Source organism: Xanthomonas sp. D-99 (genome assembly GCF_017746145.1).
Taxonomy (GTDB): domain Bacteria; phylum Pseudomonadota; class Gammaproteobacteria; order Xanthomonadales; family Xanthomonadaceae; genus Xanthomonas; species Xanthomonas cissicola.
In genome coordinates this window covers 98,500-123,219 of record NZ_JAGHWU010000005.1, presented here as the reverse complement: position 1 = coordinate 123,219, position 24,720 = coordinate 98,500, and the positions used below count along the sequence as shown (strand labels likewise).

The following is a 24,720-nucleotide window of genomic DNA, read 5'->3' as shown; positions in this document are numbered from 1 at the left end:
AGGGCGCGTGCGCAGCCACGTGCGATTCGGCAGGTGAGTGGCTTCGCCCCTTACCCTCACCCCAATCTCTCTCACGCGGGGAGAGAGACTCTATTTCGTCACGCCCGTACGCGTGCGGGTCCGCCGTTAGCCGATGCCTTCGCAACCTGCCACTTCCTGGCGTGGGCAACCCACCGACGACCCCAAAACCGCAACTGGGCCGCATCAGCGGCCCAGTCGTTATGCGTCTACCTAGCTCCCGCAGGAGCGGGGCGATTATTTCAGCTTGGCGGCCGCACGCAGTGCGTCGGCGCGATCGGTCTTTTCCCACGAGAACGAGGTCGCGCTGTGCTGCGCGCCGGTGCCGTCGGTGTAGGTGAAGTCCTTCGGCTTGCGGCCGAAGTGGCCGTAAGACGCGGTCTGCTGATACATCGGGTGGATCAGGTCGAGCATCTGGATGATGCCGAACGGACGCAGGTCGAAATGCTTGCGGATCAGCTTTTCGATCTGCTCGTCGGCAATCTTGCCGGTGCCGAAGGTGGTGACCGAAATCGAGGTCGGCTCGGCCACGCCGATAGCGTAGGAGACCTGCACTTCGCAACGGTCGGCCAGGCCGGCGGCCACCACATTCTTGGCGACGTAGCGCGCGGCATAGGCAGCCGAACGGTCGACCTTGGACGGATCCTTGCCGGAGAACGCGCCACCACCGTGACGCGCCCAGCCGCCGTAGGTGTCGACGATGATCTTGCGACCGGTCAGGCCGCAATCGCCCACCGGGCCGCCGATCACGAACTTGCCGGTCGGGTTGATGTGGAACTTGGTGCCCTTGTGCAGCCACTTGGCCGGCAGTACCGGCTTGAGGATTTCCTCGCGCACCGCTTCGATCAGGTCCTTCTGCTTCACGCCCGGGTCGTGCTGGGTCGACAGCACCACCGCATCGATCGCCGTCGCCACGCCGTCTTCATAGCGCAGGGTGACCTGCGACTTGGCGTCCGGACGCAGCCAGGACAGCGCCGAGTTCTTCTTCTTGCGGATCTTGGCCTGCTGCTCGACCAGGCGGTGCGAGAGGTGGATCGCCGCCGGCATGAAGCTGTCGGTTTCGTTGGTGGCATAGCCAAACATCAGGCCCTGGTCGCCCGCACCCTGCTGCTCGGGGTTCTTGCGATCCACGCCCTGGTTGATGTCCGGCGACTGCTTGCCGATCAGGTTGAGCACGCCACAGGTCTCGCCGTCGAAGCCGACCTCGGAGCTGTTGTAGCCGATGTCCAGGATGACCTTGCGGGTCAGCGCTTCCAGATCGATCCAGGCACTGGTGGTCACTTCGCCGGCCACGATCGCAACGCCGGTCTTGACCATCGTCTCGCAGGCCACGCGGGCGCGCTTGTCCTGGGCCAGGATGGCGTCCAGCACTGCGTCGGAGATCTGGTCGGCGATCTTGTCCGGATGGCCTTCGGAGACCGATTCGGAGGTGAACAGGTAGCTGGACATCAGGCTTATATCCCTTAATTCGGATGAAAAGATGGGTGCGGATGATACACGCCCCGTGTGTCGGTTGCATTGTGCGCCTGAATGGATCGCTTTGGGGTTAAGCCGACGTCGGTCCCCTGGCCGGAAGCACGGGCCTGTGCATTGCGGTGACGATTAACTGGCCGGTGACGCAGCGGTGCCGGCCGGCCGTATGCCGCGTCGAACATCCCGATCCGTGCATGTCCGGCCTGCTAGCATCGGCCGATGGATTCATTGACCCAGATCGTTCTTGGCGGCGCCATCGCTGCCGCCATCGCGCCGCCCGGACAGCGGCGCGTCGCCTTGTTGGCCGGCGCGGCACTGGGCACCTTGCCCGACCTCGACGCGCTGGCCTTGCTGCCGCTGACCGACGACCCGGTCACCCTGATGACCGTGCACCGCAGCGTCAGCCATTCGTTGTTCGTGCTGCCGCTGGTGGGCTGGTTGATCTGGTGGCTGTTCCGCCGCTACGGCAATGGACGCGTGGCCAGCGCACCCACGCGCTGGTTCTGGGCGATCCAGCTGGCCTTGATCACGCATCCGCTGCTGGATGCGTTCACTGTCTACGGCACCCAGCTGTGGTGGCCGTTGCAGCCGCATCCGACGATGTGGTCGAGCGTGTTCATCATCGACCCGGCCTACACGTTGTGGCTGTTGCTCGCCTGTGCGGTGGCCTGGTTTGCGCGTGCGCGCCCGCTTGCGCAACACGTGCTGGTGATCGGGTTGGTGGCCAGTACCGCGTATCTGGGCTGGTCATTGATTGCCAAGCAACTGGTCGACCGCCAGGCCGACCGTGCGCTGGCGGCGATGGGCCTGGCCGATGCGCCGCGGTTCTCGGTCCCGATGCCGCTCAACACCTTGCTGTGGCGCGTGGTGGCGATGACGCCCAACGGCTATGTCATCGGCGAGCGTTCGCTGGTGGCCGACACCGGCCCGATGCACTTCCGTGGGTTTTCCAGCAACACCCAGGCTTTGGGCGAAGTGGCCAGCTTCGATTCGGTGCGTCGGCTGACCTGGTTCAATCGCGGCTTCATGCGCGCGCGCCTGGTCGACGATGACCTGATGCTCAGCGACCTGCGCATGGGCCTGGAACCGGACTACAACTTCAACTTCGTGGTGGCCCATCGCGACAACGGAACCTGGCAGCCGATCGTGCCGCGGCAGGTGCAGGCGGCGTACCGTGCGCCGGTGGCCCGCGATCAGATCGGCGCGGTGCTGGGGCAGATGTGGCATCGCATCTGGCACGAACCGCGCAGCACCGTGCTGACCGGCGACCTGGAACATATCGGCCCCCCGGTCGCCGCGCCCGCATCGGCCACTCAATAGACCGTGGCGCGCGCCTGCACGAACGAATAGAAAAACACGGCGTCCGGGTCGCTGTGCACCTGCGCCAGCTCGCGGTGCATGCCCTCCACGGTGGCGGCCTCGACCGCGCCGGCCTGCAGTAATTGGTCGGCCGCCGAGAGCAGCACTTCTTCCCAGAACCCGATCATGGTCTTGCGCCGGCCCGGTTCGCGGTTGTCCAAGTGCAGCGTCTTGATCTGGGTGTGCACATCGCGAAAGCCCCCGGCCAGCAGCAGGTTGCCCAGCTTGGCGCCGACGAACGGGTCGTCACCCTGGTCGTGCTGGAAATCGTTGAAGGCCATCCAGTAGCGCCACAGGTTGGGCGAATACGGGTGCAGCAGGAACGAGGCATTCATCACCTCGGTCACATACACCGGCGAGCCGGGCAGCAGCACGCGCCGCACTTCGTTGAGTACGCGCGCAGGCGAGGGCACGTGTTCGAGCACCCAGCACAGAAACGCCGCATCGAACTGGCGCGCTTCGAACGGCAGGTCGCTGGCATCGGCCTGTTGCAGGGTGTAGCGCGCGCGGCACCATGCCAGCCGCTCGAGGTTTGCGCGTGCCGCGCCCAGTTGCGCTTCGCTCAAATCCACGCCGGTGACATGCAGCTCGGGAAAACGGCGCAACAGGATTTCGGTCTGTGCGCCGACGCCGCTGCCCACTTCCAGCAGGCGCCGCGCGCCGCTGTAGTCGATCTCATTGAACAGCGTGGTTTCCAGCAAGCGTGCCTGTTTGAGCAGACGGGCCTGTTCGGTGGCGGAAAAGCCGTGCAGATAGGTCGGGGTGTCGCTCGGTGCGCTCATGCGTGCGGCTCCAGCAGGACAGAAAACCTCAGGCAGCGTCCGATAGTGCGGGCGGTACGCCGGCGATCAAGGCATCGAAGTAATCGCGCGTCAGGATCAACTGCGCGTCGGGGGTTTCGGCGCGATTGACCACCGCCCGGAAGTCGGCGCTTTGCGGATGGTCCTTGGCATACCACCCCAGATGCTTGCGTGCGATGCGCACGCCCTGCGGTTGGCCATAAAACGCGTGCAGCGCTTCCAGGTGGCCGAGCAAGGTGTCGCGCACGAACGCCAGCGACGGTGGCGGCAATACCTCGCCGGTGGCCAAGAAATGCGCCACTTCGCCGAAGATCCACGGGCGGCCTTGCGCGGCGCGGCCGATCATCACCGCATCGGCGCCGGTGTCGCGCAGCACCTGGGCGGCTTTCTGCGGCGAGTCGATATCGCCATTGGCAACCACCGGGATCTGCAGCGCGTCCTTGATCTGCGCAATCGTCGCGTACTCGGCGCTGCCGGTGTAATGCTGGTCGCGGGTGCGCCCGTGTACGGCGAGCGCGGCGATGCCGCAGTCCTGCGCGATCCGCGCGATGGTCGGGCCGTTGCGGTGGTCGCAATCCCAACCTGTGCGGATCTTCAACGTCACCGGCACGTTCACTGCCTGTACCACCGCGGTCAGGATGCGCGCCACCAGGTCTTCATCGCGCATCAGCGCCGAGCCGGCCCAGGCGTTGCAGACCTTCTTGGCCGGGCAACCCATGTTGATGTCGATCAACTGCGCACCGTGGTCGACGTTGTAGCGCGCTGCCTCGGCCAGTTGCTGCGGCTCGGTGCCGGCGATCTGCACGCTGATCGGGTCCGGCTCGCCGGCATGATCCATGCGGTGCAGCGATTTGCGCGTGCCCCAGAAACGCGGGTCGGAAATGGTCATTTCCGACACCGCCAGGTCCGCGCCCAGCCGCTTGCACAGCAGCCGGAACGGCTTGTCGGTGACGCCCGCCATGGGCGCGAGGATCACCTTCGGAGCGATGGAGTAGGGGCCGATCTGCATGGCGCTAGTGTAACGTCAGCGGTGACAGCCCTTCGTACCGCCAACCCTGCGGCGGCCGGGCCGGCACCGCCGCTGGTATCGCCTACTGCGAGACGGCCAAATTATCCAGGTACAGCTTGGCCTGGGTGCCCGCGCTGGCGCGGTACTCGACCACGTTATCGCCGGCATTCAAGGTCGCCGTCAGCGGACTGCTGGCCCAATCGCTGGCCGAGCTGGTCTGGGCGAAGGCCGGGGTACCGACACGCACGCCGTTGACGTACAGGTCCACGGTGGCGACGCTGGCGCCCGGTGCGGAATAGCGCGTGGCCAACGTGTAGGTTCCGGCCTGCGGCACGTTGATAGTGGTCCGCAGACGTGCGCCGGGATTGCCGCCGAAGTCGACATATCCCAGGCCCTGGAAGTTGTGCACCGCGCCGGAGACACCATTGGCGACAAGGCTGCCGATGCGCAGGAAGTCGAAGTTCTCCGCCTCGTATTGCCGCACGCCCGTATAGGCCGGCGGCGCGGCCGGTGCCTGCAGTGGCGTGACCGCCGCGGCACTTGCGCGCCCGGTAGCCGCGCCGGAGCACTGGATGGTGATGTCCAGCGGCCCGTTGTGGGCGACGTTCAGAGTCAGACCCCCGTTGCTGGGTGTGGCGGTCACACTACTGGGCTGGTGCTCGCCGCGATCGGTAAACGTATAGGTCGGCGTGCTGCTGGCGCCGCTGATGGCGATGGTGTCGGTCTTGAGCGGGCCGGTTTCGGAATCGAAATTGGTCAGGTAGATCGACACCGAGTTGGCGAACTCTTTGACCACGCCCGTGGTGTAGGGGCCATACGTCATGCTGAGCGCGGCGCAACTGTTGTACTTGAGGTTGAACGCACCGCTGGCGGTCTTGTTGGTCTTGTTGGTCTTGTAGGGGTTGTAGGTGACCCAGGTGTTGTCCTGGCGCCCGACGTAGAGGTCGCCGGTGGATTCCTGCGGGAACAGCGCATTCAATTCCTGGGTCTTGGCGGCGATGGAGGGCCAGCGGCTGTCGTATGCGCTGCGCTTGATCTGTACAGGGAAGGACTTGGCCAGGTCGTCGTTCAACTGCCACACGGTGGGAATGGCGGGGTAGCGCCCGGTCTTCTTGTACCAGCTGTGCTGGTTGAGGTACGTGCCGTCGTCATCCATCAGGTAGAGACCGGAGAACAGCGTCTCTGGCGTCGCGTACACGGCACGGTCGTTACCGGTGGTGACATCGTCGACCACCACGACCTTGGTGCGGTCGATGACCTGCTGGCGATCGAGGATGTGCAAGGTGCCGTCGAGGATCTTGCGATAGACATCCATGTGGATGTTCTTGAACTGCGGGAAGAACTGCCAGCGACGGGTGTTGTAGCCGTCGGCGGTGGTGCCGTTGGGCAGGCTTTGCACGCTGTCGGTCCAGATCAGTTCCGGGCCGTCGAAGTAGGTTTCGCCGGTCAGCGTCAGGTGCTCGATCAGATGCGGGGCGCCTGCCGGGATCGGATAGGCGCTGCCATCGGCGGCGTACCAGCCGCTGCTGTCCGGACGGATGCCGTAATGGCCCGCGAATCCCGACAAGAACATGCCCAGGCTGACACTTTCGATGTCGTGGTAGCCATAGTTCATCGTGAACTTTTCTTCGATGATGAAGTTCTTGGCATAGCTGGTGAGCGAGCTGCGCAAGGCATCGTTACGCTTGACCATCGCCAGCGGATTGATGTTGGCGCCCCAGAAGCCGCCAGTGAAGCTCACCGCCAGATAGCCGCCGTACTTGTTGGTCAGCTTGAGCAGGTTGGCCCAATGCTCCCAGCGCTGCGCCGCCGACACCGAGCACGGTTGATCGAATCCCCAGAACTGCTCGGCATAGTTGAAGCCAAGGAAGTTCGGATAGTCGCGGAAGAATTCACCGTACACCGTCGATTCGAGATCGGTGCCGTTGGGATAGTCGGGGAAGTGGCTGAAGCCGCCGCTGGAAGGCTGGACCATCGCCCAGACGCCGTTGGCTGCCGCGGTCTTGATCCACGAGCGTGCCGTCTCGATGCCGTTCTCCACCTGGTTCCAGTTGCACTGATTGTTGGTGGCGCCGTTGTGACTGATCGAGAGCGAGATCAGCAGCACCGTGTAAGGACGCAGGTCTGCAGGAATCAGGTCGATGATCTTCTGCGGATCGGCGGCGTTCCAGGTGTCGGCATGGATCACGAACATCGGCTTGTCGGGCGCGAGGCTGCGCCGGAATGCCGGGTCGGTACTGGCGCTCGCCGTTGCCGTGGACGCCTGCGTCGTGGCTGGCGGCATGGCGCGCGGGGCACTCACGGTGACCGTCGCCGCCGGCGATGGGGTCGCAGCGGCGACGGCATCGGCGGCATCCTCGCCGCCGCAGGAGCTGAGTAGGCAGGGCAGCAAGACGCAGGGCAGCAGGAATGGCGAGCGCGATCGACGCAGGATCATCGGTTGTTCCGTTGAGCTTGGGAGGGGGCAGGGCCAGGCACACGCGTGACTGCATTGCGTGACGCGGTGGTGCGCCAGTCGACGATGCAGCCGCATCTCGGCAAGCCGCGCCGCCAGGAGCGTCCTCGCATGACAGCAGGCAATGGTCGTGGTGCGCCCGGTGGTGCGGCGATAGTAGGCAAGCGCAGACAACGCGCTAGCGCGTGCAGCCGGTCAGCGCGCTTTATGCGATGCGCTTTCGCTTTTCGAACACAGAAAACAGCGCTGGGTCACGTGGCGCTGCGATGGCGCAGCTGGTGGCGTGAGGTCGGCAGCAGCGCGTGCGCAGCGCGGCGAAAACAGATATGCAGTCATGGCAGTGTCACATCGCTCGGCGCGATGCGGTGCGACGCGACTCGACTCGACGCGGTAAGAGGCCGCTAGCCGCTAGCCACAGTCATCGTTGGTACGAGACATGCGCGCGCATGCTTGCAGAAAACCAGGGCACGCCAGCGTGGGTGCGGTGTCGATGGCGTGCGCCTGTGGCGCACGCCAATCGCAATGAGCCGCGGTCTCACTCGTCCGCGCGTAGCCGCGGCATCGATACCGCCGCACCTTCCACTTCGGTGGAGCGCGCCGCATAACGCGTGGCAAAGCGCACGTGGGTGGCGAAGCTTGCAGCCGGTACCTGCGCCAGCGAGGCAACCAGCGCACCGTTGAACGCGTCGCCGGCACCGGTGGTGTCGATGGTCTGCGCGCTTTCCGCGCCCACGCGGTAATGCGCCTGGGTGTCGCCGCGCAGTTGTTCTTCGGCGTGCGAAATGAAGGCGCCCACCGCGCCCAGCGTCACCACCACGGTACCGCCCGGCAGCAGCTTGCGGCACAGCGAATGCAGCGTATTGCCGTCCAGCGCGGCGACGTCGTCGGCATTGATGCGCTCGCCGACATGGCGACCGAGCAGTGCGGCGAATTCGGTTTCGTTGGGCGTCAGCACATCCGAAAGCTTGAGCAGGCCAATCGAGGTCGGTGCATTGGCCGGTGCGGCATTGAGTACGGTGAGCACGCCGCATTCGTGCGCCAACGCCAGGGCAGACTCGACCGTCTCGGCCGGGGATTCCAGCTGCGCCAGCAGCACCTTTGCCGCAGCGACCAGCGGGCGTTGATTCTCGATGAAGGCCGGGCTCAACACGGCGTTGGCGCCGGCACCGATCACGATGGTGTTGCGGCCATGCCCGTCGACATAGATGCCGCCGGTGCCGGTCGGTTCGTTGCTGGGCTCGGCGATCAGCGCAAAGCCGTCCTGCGCGGCCAGCGAGCGCGCCAGCGCACCACCGGCGTCATCGCCCAGTGCGCACAGGAAATGCGTCTTGGCGCCAGCACGTGCGGCCGCAACCGCCTGATTGAAGCCCTTGCCACCCGGGCCGGTGCTGTAGCGCCCGGCGATGGTCGCGCCCGGCACCGGCAAGGTATCGCAGCGCCACACGTGATCGACATTGAAGGACCCGACAACGACGACCGAACTCATAAATACCTTGCCTTGAATGACTGACTTGAATGACTGGATGAAACGCGGCGTGCAGTGATTAGACCGTCACGCCGATGAACCCGCACCGCCTCAACCGAAATGCGACAGCACACCGGCAATGGTAGCGGTCATGAAGGTGGCGATCGAACCGCCGAGCACCGCGCGCAGGCCGAACTTGGCCAGATCGTGACGACGTTCCGGCGCCAGCCCGCCGATCCCACCGATCTGGATCGCGATCGAGCTGAAATTGGCGAAGCCGCACAGCGCGTAGGTGGCGATCAGGCGGCCCTCGGCGCTCAGGCCCACGCCCGGCAATTCGCCCTTGACGATGCGCGACAGCTCGCTGTAGGCGACGAACTCGTTGATCACCACCTTCTGACCGATCAACGAACCGACCGTGGTGGCATCCACCCACGGGGTGCCGATCACCCAGGCGATCGGCGCCAGCACGTAGCCGAAGATCGTCGACAGGTTGGTCGGGCGGCCCAGCAGCGCGGCGGCGCCGGTGACCTCGCCCAGCCAGGTCAGCGGTGCGTTGATCAGCGCAATCAGCGCGATGAAGGCCAGCAGCATCGCGCCGATGTTCAGCGCCAGGCGCAGGCCGTCGCCGGCACCGGCCGCAGCCGCATCGATGACATTGCTGGTGGTTTTTTCCACTTCCATCTTCACCGTGCCGCGGGTCAGCGGAGTGCCGGTTTCCGGCACCAACAGCTTGGCGACCACCAGCGTGGCGGGCGCGGCCATGATGCTGGCGGCCAGCAGATGCTTGGCATAAAACGCCTGCTGCGCCGGATCGCTGCCGCCGAGCATGCCGACGTATGCAGCCAGCACGCCACCGGCGATATGCGCCATGCCGCCGATCATCATCGTCAGCAGCTCGGACTGGGTCATCTTGGGGATATACGGGCGCACCGTCAGCGGCGCTTCGGTCTGGCCGATGAAGACGCTGGCGCACACGCTGGTGGTTTCCGCACCGGAAACGCGCATCACCTTGGTGATTGCCCACGCCATCGCACGCACCACCATCTGCATCACGCCCAGGTGGTAAAGCACGCCCATCAGCGCCGAGAAGAAAATGATGGTGGGCAGCACCTGGAACGCAAAGATGAAGCCGTAGCTGTCGATGTTCATCAGGTTGCCGAAAATGAAGGTGGACCCCTCATTGACGAAACTCAGCACCTTGACGAAGCCCTTGCCCAGCGCGTCGAACACGTCGCGCCCGCCCGGCACCAGCAGCACCAGTGCGGCGAACGAAATCTGCAGGGCCAGACCGGTGGCGACCAGCTTCCAGTCGATCGCGCGGCGGTTGCTCGAAAACAGCCAGGTGATGCCGATGAGCACCGCCAGACCGAACAGGCCGAAACCGATCCTTCCCAAACCTTCGACCATTCCAATCCCCGGGCTGCTGATGGCAAAACGGGAAGCCTAGAGCAGGGGGTGACAGGGGGCAAGGCGAGGGGCATTCAGATGGCCTCGGTCGACCCACAGGCGAGAGGCGGCGGGCTCGGGCAGGCCCGCGTTGGCGCGCCGTGGGACCGTGCTTGCGCAAAGTCGGGAGTTCGCTTGGACGAGGTGGCGGCATTTCACAGCGTGGCGGCGCGGCTGGCGGCTGTCGTGGCCGCGCCCGAATGAGGTGTTCACCGTCATGCGTCAGCGTTCGGGGGAACTGCCGCGCAGCCTGCAGTGGCTGAAGCGCGTGATTCGATCTACTGCTGCGACTGCTACGGCTGTCGTTGCTGTATCCGCTTCATTGGGCGGGGTGTCTCTGGCGCAGATGGCCTGGGACTGTTGGCGTTTGTGCGCGAGTGCTGCTGACCGTTGCACGCATGTCCGCCGGCGTCATGCGCTGGTGTATCCAGGCACGGTGCCGCATCCGGTGTCGGGGCACGCCGTCAATCCGTCCATGCGGCTGGCTGGCGCATGCATGCCACCAATGGCCCCACCCTGATTGCGACGCCACACGCCGGCGATTTTGCCTGTTACCGGCAAGCAGTCGCTGCAGCAAGGCGTCGCGTCTGTCACCTGTGGATTGATGGTGACGCATCACGCATGTAGGTGTGGAAACGCCCATGCAAGCCGAAGCATTCGGTGCAGGTAACCACCAACGGCAGACCAGCACCGACGCAAGCACCGATCACGGTGCATGCGCAGTGCAGGCGGTGCTGCGAACAGGCAGTCGAGCCGGGAACAGGTCGATGTACGGCGCCGTACACGTCGCGCGCTGTGCCTGCCCGACTACACTGCGCACTCCGGTCCGGGGCAGGTGCCCTGGAGGTTGTGGGAGTTCGCCATGCTTTACCGTCGTCTGGGTTCCACCGGGCTGCAGCTATCGGCCTTGTCGTTCGGGGCCTGGGTCACTTTCGGCAAACAGATCGGGCGCAGCGAAGCGCGCAATCTGATTGCCGCCGCCTGGGACAACGGCATCAACTTCTTCGATAACGCCGAGGTCTACGCGCGCGGTCGCGCCGAGGAAGTGATGGGCGATGTGATCGCCGATCTGCGTTTGCCGCGCGATGGCTTTTGCGTGTCGAGCAAGGTGTTCTTCGGTGCGGTCGACAGCCCGCGGCCGACCCAGCGCGGGCTCTCGCGCAAGCATGTCACCGATGCCTGTCACGCCGCGCTCAAGCGCCTGCGCGTGGAGTACCTGGATCTCTATTACTGCCATCGACCGGATCCGGAGACCCCGATCCAGGAAACCGTACGCGCCATGGATGCGCTGATCCGCCAGGGCAAGGTGCTGTACTGGGGCACGTCCGAATGGAGCGCCGCGCAGTTGCGCGAGGCCTTCGCCATTGCCGAACGCGAACATCTGCATGCGCCGGCGATGGAACAGCCGCAATACAACCTGCTGCACCGCGAGCGGCTGGAGCGCGAATACGCGCCACTGTGCGAGAACGGGCTGGGCACCACGATCTGGTCGCCGCTGGCCTCGGGCCTGCTGACCGGCAAGTACAACGCGGGCGTGGAGGCCGACAGCCGGCTGGGCCAGCCGGGCAACCAATGGTTGCAGGACGAAGTGCTGGGCGCGCCTGAAGCGCGCCGGCTGGAGCGCGCCCGCGCGTTCTGTGCGGTGGCGGCCGAGCTTGGCCAGTCGCCGGCGCAGTTGGCCATCGCCTGGTGCCTGCGCAACCGGCATGTGTCCAGCGTGATCCTGGGCGCGAGCCGGGTCACGCAGCTGGAAGAAAACCTCGGTGCCCTGGACACCCTGGATCAGGTCGATGACGCCGGCTGGGCGCGGGTGGAGTCGAGCACGCGCTGAGCCTGGGTCGATCGCGTGCTGCGGTGGATGTCTTGTGGCGGTCGCCGCAGCTGAACCATCGACACCCATCGATTTGTGTCATGAATCGAAAATCAGAGAGCAATTCAAAGATCAGGCTCATCAAATGAGAATGGCTCTTGATCATTAAATGAGAATGGTTATTATTTGTCTGGCCAACCGACTGGAGAACCAGATCATGACCGCTCACCCCGTGCTGCTTCGCTCCGAACCGGTCAATCTGCGCGACCGCGCCACGCCGCGTGCCGTGCCCGCCGAAGACCTCATCAGCAGCGAGGCGCTGCTCAAGGGCCGGCGTGAAGTGCTGATCCAGCACGGCGATCGCGTCTATCGCCTGCGCCACACCAGCAACGACAAGCTGATCCTGACCAAGTAATTCCAGCCACGAACTGGGCTGCGCACAGCCATTGTGCGCAGCCGCTGCCGCAACGCTCATCGTGCGCCTTGAGTGCCGATGACGCGATCCTGCTCCGCGCGCAACGCTCGATGGCCATCGCATCCCATCTGCCGCACTCGCTCGATGCGTGTGCGCAAAGATCGCAGCGGGCGCTGCCGCCGCCGCCCGCCACTCCACTCCCTCTTCCCTGCCGCGCGCGGCCTATGCCGCAACGCGCGCTGCCGGGGACGCGTAAAGGTTCCGGATGATCCGCCTGCATCCGCTGGTGGTCGCGCTGTCGCTGGCGCTGCCTGCTATTTCCCTGTGTGCCCGTGCTGCCGAACGCGATGCCGGAGCGGAGGCTGCGCGTGAGGTGCACGACTTCGATCGGCTACAGGTCACCGCCACACGCACCCAGCGCGCACTGGTGGATGTGCCCAGCACGGTGGATGTGATCGATCGCGAACAGCTCGACAACCAACTGGTGCGCGAACTCAAGGACCTGTTCCGCTACACGCCGGGGGTATCGGTCACCAGCACCAGCGGCCGCTTCACCGGTGCCAGCGGCATCCGCATCCGCGGGCTGGATGGCAACCGCGTGGCGATGTTGGTGGATAACGTGCCGGTGCCGGACAGCTTCAGCTTCGGCAGCTATCTCAACGCCAACCGCAACTTCGTCGACCTGGAAACGCTCAAGCGCGTGGAAGTGGTACGCGGACCGGCCAGTTCGTTGTACGGCTCGGACGCATTGGGCGGTGTGGTCGCCTTCGTCACCAAGGATCCGTCGGACTATCTGAGCGCCGCCAAGCACAGCTACGTCGGCCTGAAGTTCGGCTATGAAGGCGACTGGAATGGATTGTTCGCCGGTGCCACCGGCGCGTTCGGTGGCGAACGCTGGAGCGGCATGGTGGCGGTGAGTCATCGCCAGGGTCAGGAAACGCAAAACCAGGGCGATCACCGCAGCCGCGATTTCACCCGCACCGCGGCCAATCCGCAGCGCATCGATGGCCGCAGCGTGCTCGCCAAACTGGTGTACGCGCCTAGCGCGCAACAGCGCTTCAAATTCACCGTCGAAGGCAACGAAGACTACGGCCGCATCGACGCGCTGACGGGAGTCGACACGCGTAGCCCGACTGCTTCGCTGCGCATCCTGTCGCAGCAGGGACGCGATCATCAGACCCGTGCGCGGGTATCGCTGCGGCATGAAATCGATGCGCTGGATTCCGCATTGGCCGACGATCTGCAGTGGCAACTGTATCGCCAGGATAGCGAGAGCCTGCAGCGCACCAACGAGTTGCGTGGCAACAACACGCGCCGGCATAACGAACACACCTTCGATCAGCGTGTTTACGGGCTGCTGGTGAACGCGCATAAATTCATCGACACCGACACGCTCAGTCACCAGATCACCTATGGCCTGGATGGCACCTGGACCGACACGCGGGCCAAGCGCGACGGCTATTCGGTCAATCTGGCCAATGGCGTGGTGACCAACCGCGTCGGTCAGGACGTGTTCCCGGTGCGCGATTTTCCCATGAGCGAAACCACCAAGCTCGGGTTGTATGCGCAGGACGAAATCGGCCTGCTCGATGGCCGCTTGTCGCTGACGCCGGGCGTGCGCGTGGATGATTTCCGCCTGTCGCCGCAGGTGGACGATATCTTCCGCGAGGACAATCCAGGCGTGGCCGCTGAGACTCTCGACGACACCCAGCTCTCGCCCAAGTTCGGCGCGGTGTGGCGGTTCTCCGATGCGTGGTCGGCGTACGCCAACTATGCGCATGGCTTTCGCGCGCCGCCGTACAACGACGTCAATATCGGCTTCACCAATCTGCAGGCGCGCTATACCGCCATCGCCAATCCGGACCTGAAATCGGAGACCAGTCGCGGTGGCGAACTTGGCCTGCGTTTCAACGATGCGGTCGGCTATTTCGGGCTCGCCGTGTACTACACCGACTACCGCAACTTCATCGAATCGTATGCGCCGGCTGGCGTGAATGCCGACGGGCTGGCGCTGTTCCAGTCACGCAACGTGGACGATGTAGTGATCAAGGGCGCCGAAGCGCGCGGCGGGATCGATCTGGGCGCGCTGGCGGGTTGGCAGGGCTGGTCGGTGAACAGTGCGGTTGCCTATGCGGAAGGCGACAACCTCACCGACGGCACCCCGCTCAATTCGGTCGACCCGTTGCGCGGCACGCTTGGCGTGGCCTTCGACGGCGAGCGCTGGGGGGCGGAATTGATCGGCACCTTTGTGGCCCGCAAACGTCGCCCGCAGCTGGACAGCTACTACGCTCCGGCCGGCTACGCCACGCTGGATCTGATGGGCCACTGGGAATTCGCGCCTGGCGCCAAGGTCACTGCCGGCATCTTCAATTTGGCCGATCGCCGTTACGTGGACTGGAACGCGCTGCCTAACGGCACGCTGGCCAGCAGCACGGTGCTGGACCGCTTCACCGGCGCCGGGCGCACCGCTTCGGTCAGCCTGGCCGTGAACTGGTAGCGGCCATGCCCAACGTCCGCGCAGTCCCGTTGTCCTTGCATGCACGCGCGACCTGCGCGGCACTGCCGCGACCACAGCAATTGGCTGCCCTGGGGACGGTACTCTGCCTGTATCGGCCAGCGTTGGGCAACGAACTGGATGGTTGGCAGCACGCAGTCGCTGCGGCCGCGTCCCGTCGGGTGGATAGCGACGGCGTGCACGAAAGCATCTGGTTCTTCGATGTCGCAGGACACTGCTGCTGGCGGCTCTGCCTGTTGCCGGACAGCGATTTCCTGAGCTGGGACCGCCTGGTCTCGCGGCTGCCACCACTGCCAATGGACACGCACCAACTGGGCGTCGGCGAACGGCTATGGCGCCGCCTGGCCGGGCGCATGCGCGGCGATGCATGGCGCTTGAGCGCACTGCGCTTGCAGCCTGCGGCCAGCCACGAGCATCCCATCACCGCCAGCCTGGCCACCGTCTCTGCGCTGGGCGCTGAGGTTGCTGCACGGTTGGCGCGCGAAGAGGGCATCGACGGCCGCGTGGTCGTGGACGACTGTTGCTGCTGCGCGCACGCCCCTGATGTTCCCCGATGAAAACCGAGAGTGCCGATGAGCCGATTGTTCTCCCGCTGTGTTGCCGCCACACTGAGCCTGTTGCCGTTGCTTGCCGCCGCCGATGCTCAGCGTGATCGGCAAAGCATCCTGGCGATGCAGGGCGAATACGCGGTGGACTTTGCCTTCGACGAAACCGTGCTGCTCAAGCCCGGCTACGAGCGTGCCTCGGCGATGCGCAGCGGCGCCAGCGAAGTGGTCATCGTGGTGGAGGATTCGCCGCGCAAGCTGGTGCTGCAGCACGTGCTGGTCGACGAAAAGACCGGGCATGTGACCAAGCACTGGCGGCAGGACTGGACCTTCGAGGCACCGCAACGGTTTGAATTCACCGCCGAGCAGACCTGGACGGTGCACGCGCTGCCGCCGGCCGTGAGCGCCGGTGCCTGGACCCAATGCGTGTATGAAGTCAGCGACGCGCCACGTTATTGCGGCACCGGCCGCTGGGACTACGCCGATGGCCACCCCACCTGGACCAGCGATCTAAGCTGGCGCCCGTTGCCGCGGCGCGAGTACACCAAGCGCAGCGACTACAACGCGCTATCGGTGATCAACCGGCACACGCTGACGCCGAATGGCTGGACCCACGAACAATTCAACACCAAGGTGTTGCGCAAGCCCGACGGCACCCAGGAAACGATTGCGCGCGAGTTCGGCTTCAACGATTACCGCAAGACCACCGAGGTGGACTTCGCCCCGGCCTATGCGTACTGGAAGGGCACCCAAGCCTATTGGGCCCGGGTGCGCACGCGCTGGGCCTCATTCCTGCAAACACCACCGGGCCTGCATCTGAAAACCAAGCCGGACGGCATGGCGATGATCGTGCCGATGTTCGAGCAGGCCGAGTCAGTGCAGAAGGGCAAGCGGGTCAAGGACGCGCAAATCGATGCGGTGTTCGCGCAGTGGGTCGAGGCGGCGAACTAGGCACCCCGATGCCGCAGGAGCGCATCCGGGCGCGACATGGCATTCCCGATAAGGCCAATCGCGCCGCGGGACGCGCTTGCGAGGTCGCGCCCGGGTGCGCTCCTAGGAGCGAGACGGCGCTTGTCGTTACTCCTTGAACATCAAAAACGCCGCCACCAGGATCAGGCCGAACGCGGCCCAATGGTTCCACTTCAGCGACTGCCCCAGGTAGAAGGTGGAGAAACCGGCAAAGACCAGCAGCGTGATCACTTCCTGCATGCCCTTGAGCTGCGGCGCCGAATACACCGCGCTGCCCAGACGGTTGCCAGGCACCTGCAGGCAGTATTCGAAAAACGCGATGCCCCAGCTGACCAGGATGGCGATCATCAGCGGCGTGGTCTTGTACTTCAGGTGTCCGTACCAGGCGAAGGTCATGAACACGTTGCTGGCGATCAGCAGCAGGACCGGATACAGGTAGGCGGTGAAGGGGGCAGTGGGCATGGCGGCGAGCGGCAGAGAATGGGGGCCGAAGCATAAGCCAACCTCGTTAAGCGCACGCGACCGGACCGCCGAGGCCGCTCTAGCGCTGCATGCCCCAGCGGCGCACCGTCAGCCGCTCGACCGCCTGGAACACCACGCCCTCCACCAGCAATCCCAGCACGATCACCATCGCCAGCCCCGCGAACACCTTGTCGGTATAAAGCTCGTTGCGGTTCTGGAAGATGTACCAGCCCAGGCCGCCCTGGCCGGAGGTGGCGCCGAAGACCAGTTCGGCAGCGATCAAGGTGCGCCAGGCGAACGCCCATCCGATCTTCAGCCCGGACAGGATCGCCGGTAGCGCTGCCGGAATCAGCAGTTGCGCCACATAGCGCGGGCCGCGCAGGCCGTAGTTGCGCCCGGCCATGCGCAGCGTGTCCGGCACTGCCTGGAAGCCGGCGTAGGTGGTCAGCGCCAGCGGCCACAGCACCGAGTGCACCAGCACGAACACCAGGCTGCCGGTGCCCAGCCCGAACCACAGCAAGGCCAGCGGCAACAGCGCAATGGCCGGCAGCGGGTTGAACATGGCGGTCAGCGTGCCGAGCACATCGCGGCCCCAGCGTGTGGAAGCGGCCAGTGCGGTCAGCACGAACGCCAGCAGCACGCCCAGCGCATAACCCTGCGCCAGCACGCGCAATGAGGCACCGACCCGGCGCAGCAGTTCGCCGGACAGCAGCCCGTCGTAGAACGCGCGCGCGGTCTGCCCTGCGCCGGGCAGCATCAGATCGTCGCCGACCAGCCGCGCGGCGATTTCCCATGCCGCGACCAAGACCGCCAGCACCAGTGCCTTGCGCAGCCACGGCGGTGCCTGCCAACGCGTGGGCGTGGTCGCGGCAACCAGGGCAGGGTCCAGCGGCGTCAGCGCCACTTCGTACTCGGGTCGCACCGGTGGAATCGGCGGCAATGCGCTTGCAGTGCTGCGGCTCATGTCAGCGCCTCGCGTTGGCGCAGGGACGGGCGACGCAGCGGTGCCACCTTGTCGTCATCCAGCGTTTCATCGGGCAGATCGAACAGCAACCGGTGAATACGCTGCGCGGTCTGCTGGAATGCCACGCTGCCGGCACTGTGCGGGCCGAAGGCGTGCGCGTTGAGTTCGGCGCGCACCTGGCCCGGGTGCGGCGACAACAGCAAGACCCGGTTGCCGACCACCAAGGCCTCTTCGATGGAATGGGTGACGAACAGCAGCGTGAAGCGCAATTGTTCCCACAATTCCAGCACCTGCTCCTGCATGCGCGAACGCGTCAGCGCATCCAGTGCCGCGAACGGTTCGTCCATCAGCAGGACACGCGGACGCATCGCCAGGGCGCGTGCAATGGCCACGCGCTGCTTCATGCCGCCGGACAAGGTGTGCGGGTAGGCATCTGCAAATCCGCTCAGCCCGACCTGGGCCAGACTTTCGTCTGCCCGCTCGCGCGCTTCGGCGCGGCCGAGCTTGCGCGCCGCGCGCAGCCCGAACACCACGTTCTCGCGCACGGTTTTCCATGGCGCCAACTGATCGAATTCCTGGAATACGACGACCCGGTCGGGCCCGGGGCCGGTGACCGCATGCCCCTCCAGACGGATCTGTCCTTCGCGCGGCGTAACGAAACCGGCAACCGCCTTGAGCAATGTGGATTTGCCGCAGCCCGATGGCCCGAGCAGCACGAAGCGGTCGGCTTCGTGCACATCGAAGCGCACGCGATGGGTCGCGCGCACCACGCGCTGGGCGGAGGCATATTCCAGGCTGACATGATCGACCTGCAGCAGGGGCGTCGACATCGCTCAGCTCCCGCCCGCAATCAGCGGGTCGTCGAAAAAGTAATCGCCCACCTTGCCCGGTGCCTGCTTGATCGCCCCGCTGTGCTGCATGAACTTGCCCAGCCCCAGCGTGTTCTGCGGCGCCACGGTGAACTGCACCTTCGGATCCTTGAGGATCTGCAGCACCAACGCGCGGTCGATGCCCGAGCCATTACGACGCAGGAAGATATCGGCTGCCTGCTCCGGATGGGCAGTGACGAACTTTGCTGCCTGGTCCAGCGCGGCGACAAATGCGCGATAGGTCTTGGGATTGTCCTTGCGGAATTTTTCCGTGGCGTACAGCACCGTTGCCGACGACGGGCCGCCTTCGATCTCGTACGAACGGGTGACGATATGCGCGGCCGGGTTGCGTGCCAGTTCCTGCTCCTGAAACGGCGGACTGGCAAAATGCGCGGTGATTTCGCTGCGCCCACGGATGATCGCCGCGGCGGCATCCGGATGCGGCAACGCGACCTGCAGCGCATCGAGCTGATGGGTGCCCTTGTCGCCCCAGCGTTGTTGCGAGGCATGCTGCAGAAACCGCGACTGCACCGAGACACCTGTCGCCGGCACTGCAATGCGGTCCTTCGGCGTGAAATCGCCGATGGACTTGATGCGCGGATTGTTGCTGATCAGGTAGTACGGGAAATTGCCCAGCGAGGCGACGCCGCGGACATTCTGGCGGCCGCGCGTGCGGTCCCAGATGGTGAACAGCGGGCCGACGCCGGCACCGGCGACATCGATCGAACCGGTCAACAACGCATCGTTGACCGCCGCCCCGCCGGAGAGCTGCAGGAACTGCACGTCGATGTCCACGCCGGCGGCCTTGCCCTGCTGTTCGATCAACTTCTGGTCCTGCGCCACGTCCAGCAGCAGGTAAACGATGCCGAATTGCTTGGCGATCCGCAGCTTGCCTTCGGCTTGCGCATGCGCGCTATGCAACAGCGGCAACGTGGCCAACACCAACAGCGCGATGCGCCGCGAAAAACGCCGGTGCGGCAAAGGAGCGTGGGAAGAGACGGTCAAACGCATGCGGCGCTCCAGTCGAGAAGGGGGAGGGAACAGGTGATGCTCAAAAAGGCGCATCGCCTTCGATGGTGGTGCGGTTGAGCCGACGGCGCAGATGATCCGGCGTACCCGCAGCCAGATGCATCACCGAGCGGTTGTCCCAGAACACCATGTCGCGCGGCTGCCAGCGATGCCGATACACCAGCGCAGCATGCGTGGAGTGTTCGAACAGCGTCTGCAACAGCGCGCGGCTTTCGTCCTCGGGCAGGCCGACGATGCGAGTGGTGAAATGCTCGCTGACGAACAGCGCCTTGCGGCCGGTTTCCGGATGCGTGCGCACCACCGGGTGCTGCACCGGCGTCACTTCGGCAATCTGCTCCGGCGTCAGTGCCGGGCGCCACGGATTGCGGGCGCGCAACTCTTCGTACTTGGCCAGATAACTGTGTTCGGCACGCAGGTCCTGCACCGTGCGCTTGAGCGATTCGGGCAGCGTCTGCCATGCCAGGTGCTGGTTGGCAAACAGCGTGTCGCCGCCTTCGCTGGGCAACTCCTGCGCATGCAGCAGCGACCCCAGGCTCGGGGTTTGCTTGTACGACAGATCCGAGTGCCAGTAATGCCCGGCGTCGCCCATGCCGATCAGCTCGCCGTTCTCCTTGATGTTGGACACCACCAGCACTTCCGGCTGCCCGCGCAGTTGAAAGTTGCGCAGCACATGGATCTGCAGCGGCCCGAAGCGACGGCTGAATTCCACCTGCTGCGCCGGTGTGATGCGTTGATCGCGAAACACCAGCACGTGGTGATCCAGATGCGCGCGATGGATACGCGCGAAGGTGGCGGCATCCAGCGGTTGCGCAAGGTCCAGGCCGATCACCTCAGCGCCCAGCGGCGCGTCGAAGGGCACGATCCGGACACTGGAGGTCTGCACGGGGGAGGACGCATCGCGCGGCGTGTGCACGCGCGCTGCGGAAGTGATGCTGGCCATGGCGTGGCACCTCGACGGCAACGAAAGGCCGCCTGGGCCGGCGGCCGGACACACCACTGTAGGCAGTCGTGCCACCGCTGCGAACGTACGATTTGCAAGGTGCTTATGCGCTGCAGACATATGCTGCACTCAGCGACGGGCGAGGCGTCTCACGCGGCGCGCCACGGCGTCCGTTACCTGGCCTGCAGCCCAGCTACCAGGCCGCGCGTCGCACGCCGTTGCCCGCATGCGACGCGTGTTACCCGTGCTTACTCGCTCCGCAATGCCAACGCCGGCGGCGTGGACAAGATGCGCCGGGTGCCCGACCAACCCGCCAACAGGCTCAACGCCAGCCCGAATGCGCCGCCGAGCAGCAGTCGCGGCCAATCCGGCGTCAACGCAATCTCGAACGCCTGCGTCCCCACGACCGCGCCGATCACGGCCGCAGCGGACACTGCCAGCGTCGCCGCCAGCAAGCCAAGCGCGCCGAATTCCACCAGCACCGCACCGCGTAGCTGGCCACGGCGTGCGCCCAGGGTGCGCAACACCGCGCTGTCGTAACGGCGTTCGCCCGCGGTGGCCTGCAACGCGGCCAGCAACACCAGCACGCCGGCCAGCAGGCTGAAGCCCATCACCAATTGCACCGCCTGTGCCACCTGGTCGATGACCTCGCGCACGCGCCCAAGGATGGCGTCGATATCCAGCAACGAAATGTTCGGATAGTCGCGACTCAGCGCCGCCAGCTTGGACGCATTGCCCGGCGGCAGGTGGAAGGCGGAAATCAGGTTGTACGGCGCATCGCCGACCGACCCTTGATTGAGCAGCAGGAAGAAGTTGACCCGGAACGAATCCCAGTCGGCCTTGCGGATGCTGGTCACGGTGAACGTGCGTTGCTGTTCGCCCAGCAGCAAGGTGATGCGATCGCCCAGTTTGAGCTGGTAGCGCTGCGCCCAGCCTTCTTCCACCGAGGCTTCCGCCGCGGTGCTGTCGGCCGCCCAGAACTTGCCCTGCAGCAGCGTATTTGCGGGCGGGAATGCATGGCGCCAGGAGAAATTCACCGGGCGGTTGTCGCCGTCGCCATCGTCGGCCGGGTCGCGGTCGCCGCGCACCGGCGGTTTGTCGTTGATGGCGACCAGGCGCCCGGTGGAGAACGGCTCCACGGCCGCATCGTTCACCCCCAGACCGCGCAGCGTCTGCAGCACCGGCTGGGTTTGTTCGGGCTGGATGTTCATCAGGAAGTAGTTGGGCGTGTCCGCCGGCAGGCGGTCGCGCCATTGACCGAGCAGGCCCGGGCCGACCACCGCCAGCAGCAACAGCGCGCATAACGACAGCGACAGCCCGACCAGCTGCACCACGCTCAAGCCGCAGCGCCGGGTCAGCGAGGCCAGGCCAAGTTTCCAGGCCCCGCGCAGGCGGTGCTGGATCGGTCGCAGCAACGCGAGCAGGGCCAGCCCCAGCAACATCGCCACCAGTGCCAGCGCGGCCAGGCCGCCCAGCACCCAGCCGGCCAACATCAGATTGCCGGTGGCATAGACGGTGAGCGCCAGCGTGGCGGCCAGGGCTGCGCCATACACCAGCAGCGAGCTGGGCGGCACTGCAGCAAAGCTGCGGTTGAGCACGCGCATCGGCGGCACGTTGCGCAGCCGTAGCAGCGGCGGCAGGCCGAAGCCCAGCAACAGCACCAGGCCAATACCGGCACCGGCCAGGGCAGGGGTGGCCTGTGGCAGCGGCAACCGGTTCGGGATCAGACTGCCCAGCGCCTGCACCAGGCCTTCCTGCGCGAGCATGCCAAGCCCGATACCGACCAGGCAGGCCGGGATCGCGGTCAGCAGCAATTGCAGCGACAGCATCGCCAGGATGTCGCGCTGGCGGGCACCCAGGCAGCGCAGGACCGCCACGGTGTCGATGCGTCGCATCGCAAACCGGTTCGCTGCCAGGGCCGTGGCCACGCCGGACAACAGCACCGCCAGCAACGCCGACAAGGCCAGGAAGCGGCCGGCGCGATCAAACGCTGCACGCATGCCGCGCTGGGTGTCTTCGATACCGACCAAGCGATACTCGCTGGCGCGTGGTTTCAACCAAGCGCGCAAATCGGCGATGGCATCCGGTGCGCCGGCGAACATCAACCGATAGGAGGCGCGGCTGCCGGGGCCGAGCAGGCCGGCGCCTTCGATATCGGCGCGATTGACCAGCAGCGGCGGCGAGAGTTGCATCAGCTCACCGGAGGCATCGGGTTCGGCGCGCAACACACCGGTGATGGTCAGATGGCCGGCGCCGAATTCCAGTTGCTCGCTTACGCGCAGGCCCAGCGCTTCGAGCAGGCGCGGATCGGCATAGGCCTGGCCCGGCGGCGGTGCGCTGGCGACGCTGCCTTCCGTCCCGGTGCCGTTCTTGGACACCAGCAACTGCCCACGCAGCGGGTAGCCGGCGCCGACGCCGCGGATATTGGCCATCTGGCTGGCATCGCCATGGAACAACACGCTAGGGAAGCTGACCATGCGCGTACTCTGCAGGCCGCGTCGTTTGGCTTCTTCGGCGAAGTCGGCCGGGATTTCCTGCCGCCCGGTCACGCCCAGATCGCCGCCGAGCACTTCGGCCGCGCTGGAGGTCAGCGCGAGCGTCACCCGGTCGACCAGGGTGCCCACCGCGGTCATCACCGCCACGCCCAGCACCAGCGCGGCGAACACGGTCAGCAGGTCACCGGCCAGGAATTCGCGGCGCACTGCGCGCGCGGCTTGTCGCACGACGTTCATGCGGCCGGACCGGTCTGTGCGTGCAGGCGGCCGCTGTCGATGCGGTAGATGTGGCGACAACGCTGCGCCAGCGTCATGTCATGCGTGACCAGGACCAGCGTGGTGTCGCTGGTGGCATTGAGCGCGAACAACAGGTCGCTGATCTGCGCGCCTGTGGCCTGGTCGAGGCTGCCGGTGGGTTCATCGGCGAACAGGATGCGCGGGCGCGCCACGAATGCACGCGCCAACGCCACGCGCTGCTGCTCGCCGCCGGACAGCTGGCGCGGATAATGCCGCGCACGTGCGCTCAGGCCCACGGCCTCCAGGACTTCGCGCACCCGCGCGGAATCCTCGCGCCCGGCCAGTTCCAGCGGCAGTGCGATGTTTTCTTCGGCAGTCAGCGCCGGCAGCAGGTGAAAGCTCTGGAACACGAAGCCGACGTCGCGGGCGCGCAGCGCGGCGCGTGCCTCTTCGTCGAGCTGGCCCAGGTCCTGGCCCGCCAGCACGATGCTGCCGCGGCTGGGCAGGTCCAACCCGGCCAGCAAGCCGAGCAGGGTGGTCTTGCCCGAACCGGACGCACCGACGATGGCGATGCTGTAGCCTTCACTGACCGTCAAGCTCACGTTGTCGAGGATGTGGAGCGTTCCCTCCGGGCCACTGACGGACTTGCCGACCTCGCGAACGTCGATGGCGGTGCGGGTGCTAGAGCGGGGGGCCAGACTGTCGATGAGGAATCTCCGAATGCGTGAAAGAACACTGCGATATGGCGTGCTGGTCCTGTGGCTGCTGACACTCTCCCTGCTTGCGCCGGGGATCGCCTCTGCCAAAAGTCCGGTTGCCACCGCGCCGATCCTGGTCGTCGGCGACAGCCTGAGCGCTGCGCACAACATCCCGGTGCAGTCCAGTTGGGTGACTTTATTGGACCAACGCCTGAAGCGTGACATGGCGACGCCACCGGCGGTCGTCAATGCCAGCATCAGCGGCGAAACCACCTCCGGCGCGCTGACCCGGCTGCCGGGCCTGCTGGAAAAGCACCGCCCCGGGGTGGTGGTCATCGAACTCGGCGGCAACGACGCGCTGCGTGGGCTGACTCCCGCCCAGCTCAAGGGCAATCTGGAAAAGATGATCCAGCTCAGTCAGCAAGCCGGCGCCAAGGTACTGCTGCTCGGGATCGACGTACCGCCCAATTACGGCCCAGCCTACCGCGAGCGGCTCAAGGCGACCTATGCGGACCTTTCCAAACAGTACAAGACCGCGCTGGTGCCGTTCTTCCTGGAAAAGGTCGCGCTGCAGCCCGGCCTGATGCAGGCAGACGGTCTGCACCCCACCGCCGCTGCGCAACCGAAGGTGCTGGAGACGGTGTGGCCGGCGTTGCGCCCGCTGCTCGGCCGCTAATTGCCGGACAACGCAAAACGTGAGCCAGTCTTCACGCCCTTTCCACCGGCGATCCGGCATGTTTCACA

At 65.7% G+C, this 24,720-nt stretch carries 20 protein-coding genes; 7 read left to right on the top strand and 13 right to left on the bottom strand.

What is annotated here, in order from left to right; all coding sequences use genetic code 11:
- Window positions 1-255 precede the first annotated feature (255 nt).
- A complete protein-coding gene (gene metK, locus J7360_RS02825) occupies window positions 256-1,467 on the bottom strand; it encodes a methionine adenosyltransferase (RefSeq protein WP_007970627.1) in 1,212 nt (403 codons plus the stop codon).
- Window positions 1,468-1,710: 243 nt separating this feature from the next.
- Between metK and J7360_RS02820 the strand changes: the two genes are divergently transcribed.
- Window positions 1,711-2,811 carry a metal-dependent hydrolase gene (locus J7360_RS02820; protein WP_209033214.1) on the top strand — a complete coding sequence of 367 codons (1,101 nt, stop codon included), beginning with the start codon at window positions 1,711-1,713 and terminating at the stop codon, window positions 2,809-2,811.
- Here J7360_RS02820 and J7360_RS02815 read toward each other — a convergent pair.
- From J7360_RS02815 to J7360_RS02795, 5 genes are all read right to left on the bottom strand, one after another.
- On the bottom strand, window positions 2,805-3,632 hold the full coding sequence (locus J7360_RS02815; RefSeq protein WP_209033212.1) for a class I SAM-dependent methyltransferase: 828 nt from the start codon (window positions 3,630-3,632) through the stop codon (window positions 2,805-2,807). The genes J7360_RS02820 and J7360_RS02815 overlap by 7 nt on opposite strands.
- 28 nt (window positions 3,633-3,660) lie before the next feature.
- The gene (dusB, locus tag J7360_RS02810; protein ID WP_057660523.1) at window positions 3,661-4,659 is read right to left on the bottom strand and encodes a tRNA dihydrouridine synthase DusB; all 999 of its coding nucleotides are present in this window, start codon (window positions 4,657-4,659) and stop codon (window positions 3,661-3,663) included.
- A gap of 82 nt (window positions 4,660-4,741) precedes the next feature.
- Complete coding sequence (locus J7360_RS02805; protein WP_057660518.1) at window positions 4,742-7,096, bottom strand: glycoside hydrolase family 98 domain-containing protein; 2,355 nt, start codon at window positions 7,094-7,096, stop codon at window positions 4,742-4,744.
- A 553-nt stretch (window positions 7,097-7,649) separates the two neighbouring features.
- The gene (locus J7360_RS02800; RefSeq protein ID WP_017157336.1) at window positions 7,650-8,600 is read right to left on the bottom strand and encodes a ribokinase; all 951 of its coding nucleotides are present in this window, start codon (window positions 8,598-8,600) and stop codon (window positions 7,650-7,652) included.
- Window positions 8,601-8,690: 90 nt separating this feature from the next.
- Window positions 8,691-9,989 carry a nucleoside transporter C-terminal domain-containing protein gene (locus J7360_RS02795; protein WP_057660516.1) on the bottom strand — a complete coding sequence of 433 codons (1,299 nt, stop codon included), beginning with the start codon at window positions 9,987-9,989 and terminating at the stop codon, window positions 8,691-8,693.
- A 901-nt stretch (window positions 9,990-10,890) separates the two neighbouring features.
- On the opposite strand from J7360_RS02795, the gene J7360_RS02790 reads away from it, so the two are divergent.
- The 5 genes from J7360_RS02790 to J7360_RS02770 all read left to right on the top strand — a co-directional run bounded on the left by J7360_RS02790 (window position 10,891) and on the right by J7360_RS02770 (window position 16,264).
- On the top strand, window positions 10,891-11,859 hold the full coding sequence (locus J7360_RS02790) for an aldo/keto reductase (RefSeq protein WP_033473935.1): 969 nt from the start codon (window positions 10,891-10,893) through the stop codon (window positions 11,857-11,859).
- A gap of 154 nt (window positions 11,860-12,013) precedes the next feature.
- Window positions 12,014-12,253: a hemin uptake protein HemP gene (locus tag J7360_RS02785; RefSeq protein WP_003485179.1), complete on the top strand. Its 240-nt coding sequence runs from the start codon at window positions 12,014-12,016 to the stop codon at window positions 12,251-12,253.
- 265 nt (window positions 12,254-12,518) lie between these two features.
- Window positions 12,519-14,750, top strand: a complete 2,232-nt coding sequence (locus J7360_RS02780) for a TonB-dependent hemoglobin/transferrin/lactoferrin family receptor (RefSeq protein WP_057660514.1) — start codon at window positions 12,519-12,521, stop codon at window positions 14,748-14,750.
- Window positions 14,751-14,755: 5 nt separating this feature from the next.
- Window positions 14,756-15,325, top strand: a complete 570-nt coding sequence (locus J7360_RS02775; RefSeq protein WP_057660510.1) for a hypothetical protein — start codon at window positions 14,756-14,758, stop codon at window positions 15,323-15,325.
- 15 nt (window positions 15,326-15,340) lie between these two features.
- Window positions 15,341-16,264, top strand: a complete 924-nt coding sequence (locus tag J7360_RS02770) for a DUF6607 family protein (RefSeq protein ID WP_007972115.1) — start codon at window positions 15,341-15,343, stop codon at window positions 16,262-16,264.
- Between the two features lie 126 nt (window positions 16,265-16,390).
- On the opposite strand, the gene J7360_RS02765 is transcribed toward J7360_RS02770, so the two are convergent.
- The 7 genes from J7360_RS02765 to J7360_RS02735 all read right to left on the bottom strand — a co-directional run bounded on the left by J7360_RS02765 (window position 16,391) and on the right by J7360_RS02735 (window position 23,880).
- On the bottom strand, window positions 16,391-16,744 hold the full coding sequence (locus tag J7360_RS02765) for a DMT family protein (protein ID WP_005910790.1): 354 nt from the start codon (window positions 16,742-16,744) through the stop codon (window positions 16,391-16,393).
- Between the two features lie 79 nt (window positions 16,745-16,823).
- Window positions 16,824-17,708, bottom strand: a complete 885-nt coding sequence (locus J7360_RS02760; protein WP_033483786.1) for an ABC transporter permease — start codon at window positions 17,706-17,708, stop codon at window positions 16,824-16,826.
- Window positions 17,705-18,538 carry an ABC transporter ATP-binding protein gene (locus tag J7360_RS02755; RefSeq protein ID WP_057660509.1) on the bottom strand — a complete coding sequence of 278 codons (834 nt, stop codon included), beginning with the start codon at window positions 18,536-18,538 and terminating at the stop codon, window positions 17,705-17,707. The genes J7360_RS02760 and J7360_RS02755 overlap by 4 nt, the downstream gene beginning before the upstream one ends.
- 3 nt (window positions 18,539-18,541) lie before the next feature.
- Window positions 18,542-19,588: an ABC transporter substrate-binding protein gene (locus J7360_RS02750; protein WP_209033210.1), complete on the bottom strand. Its 1,047-nt coding sequence runs from the start codon at window positions 19,586-19,588 to the stop codon at window positions 18,542-18,544.
- Between the two features lie 40 nt (window positions 19,589-19,628).
- Window positions 19,629-20,546: a TauD/TfdA family dioxygenase gene (locus J7360_RS02745; RefSeq protein WP_209033208.1), complete on the bottom strand. Its 918-nt coding sequence runs from the start codon at window positions 20,544-20,546 to the stop codon at window positions 19,629-19,631.
- A 248-nt stretch (window positions 20,547-20,794) separates the two neighbouring features.
- Complete coding sequence (locus J7360_RS02740; protein WP_209033206.1) at window positions 20,795-23,278, bottom strand: FtsX-like permease family protein; 2,484 nt, start codon at window positions 23,276-23,278, stop codon at window positions 20,795-20,797.
- Window positions 23,275-23,880, bottom strand: a complete 606-nt coding sequence (locus J7360_RS02735) for an ATP-binding cassette domain-containing protein (RefSeq protein ID WP_343237334.1) — start codon at window positions 23,878-23,880, stop codon at window positions 23,275-23,277. Before J7360_RS02735 ends, J7360_RS02740 begins: the two co-directional genes overlap by 4 nt.
- Window positions 23,881-23,983: 103 nt before the next feature.
- Here J7360_RS02735 and J7360_RS02730 point away from each other — a divergent pair, with 103 nt between their 5' ends.
- Window positions 23,984-24,652 carry an arylesterase gene (locus tag J7360_RS02730; protein ID WP_209033202.1) on the top strand — a complete coding sequence of 223 codons (669 nt, stop codon included), beginning with the start codon at window positions 23,984-23,986 and terminating at the stop codon, window positions 24,650-24,652.
- Window positions 24,653-24,720: the final 68 nt, after the last annotated feature.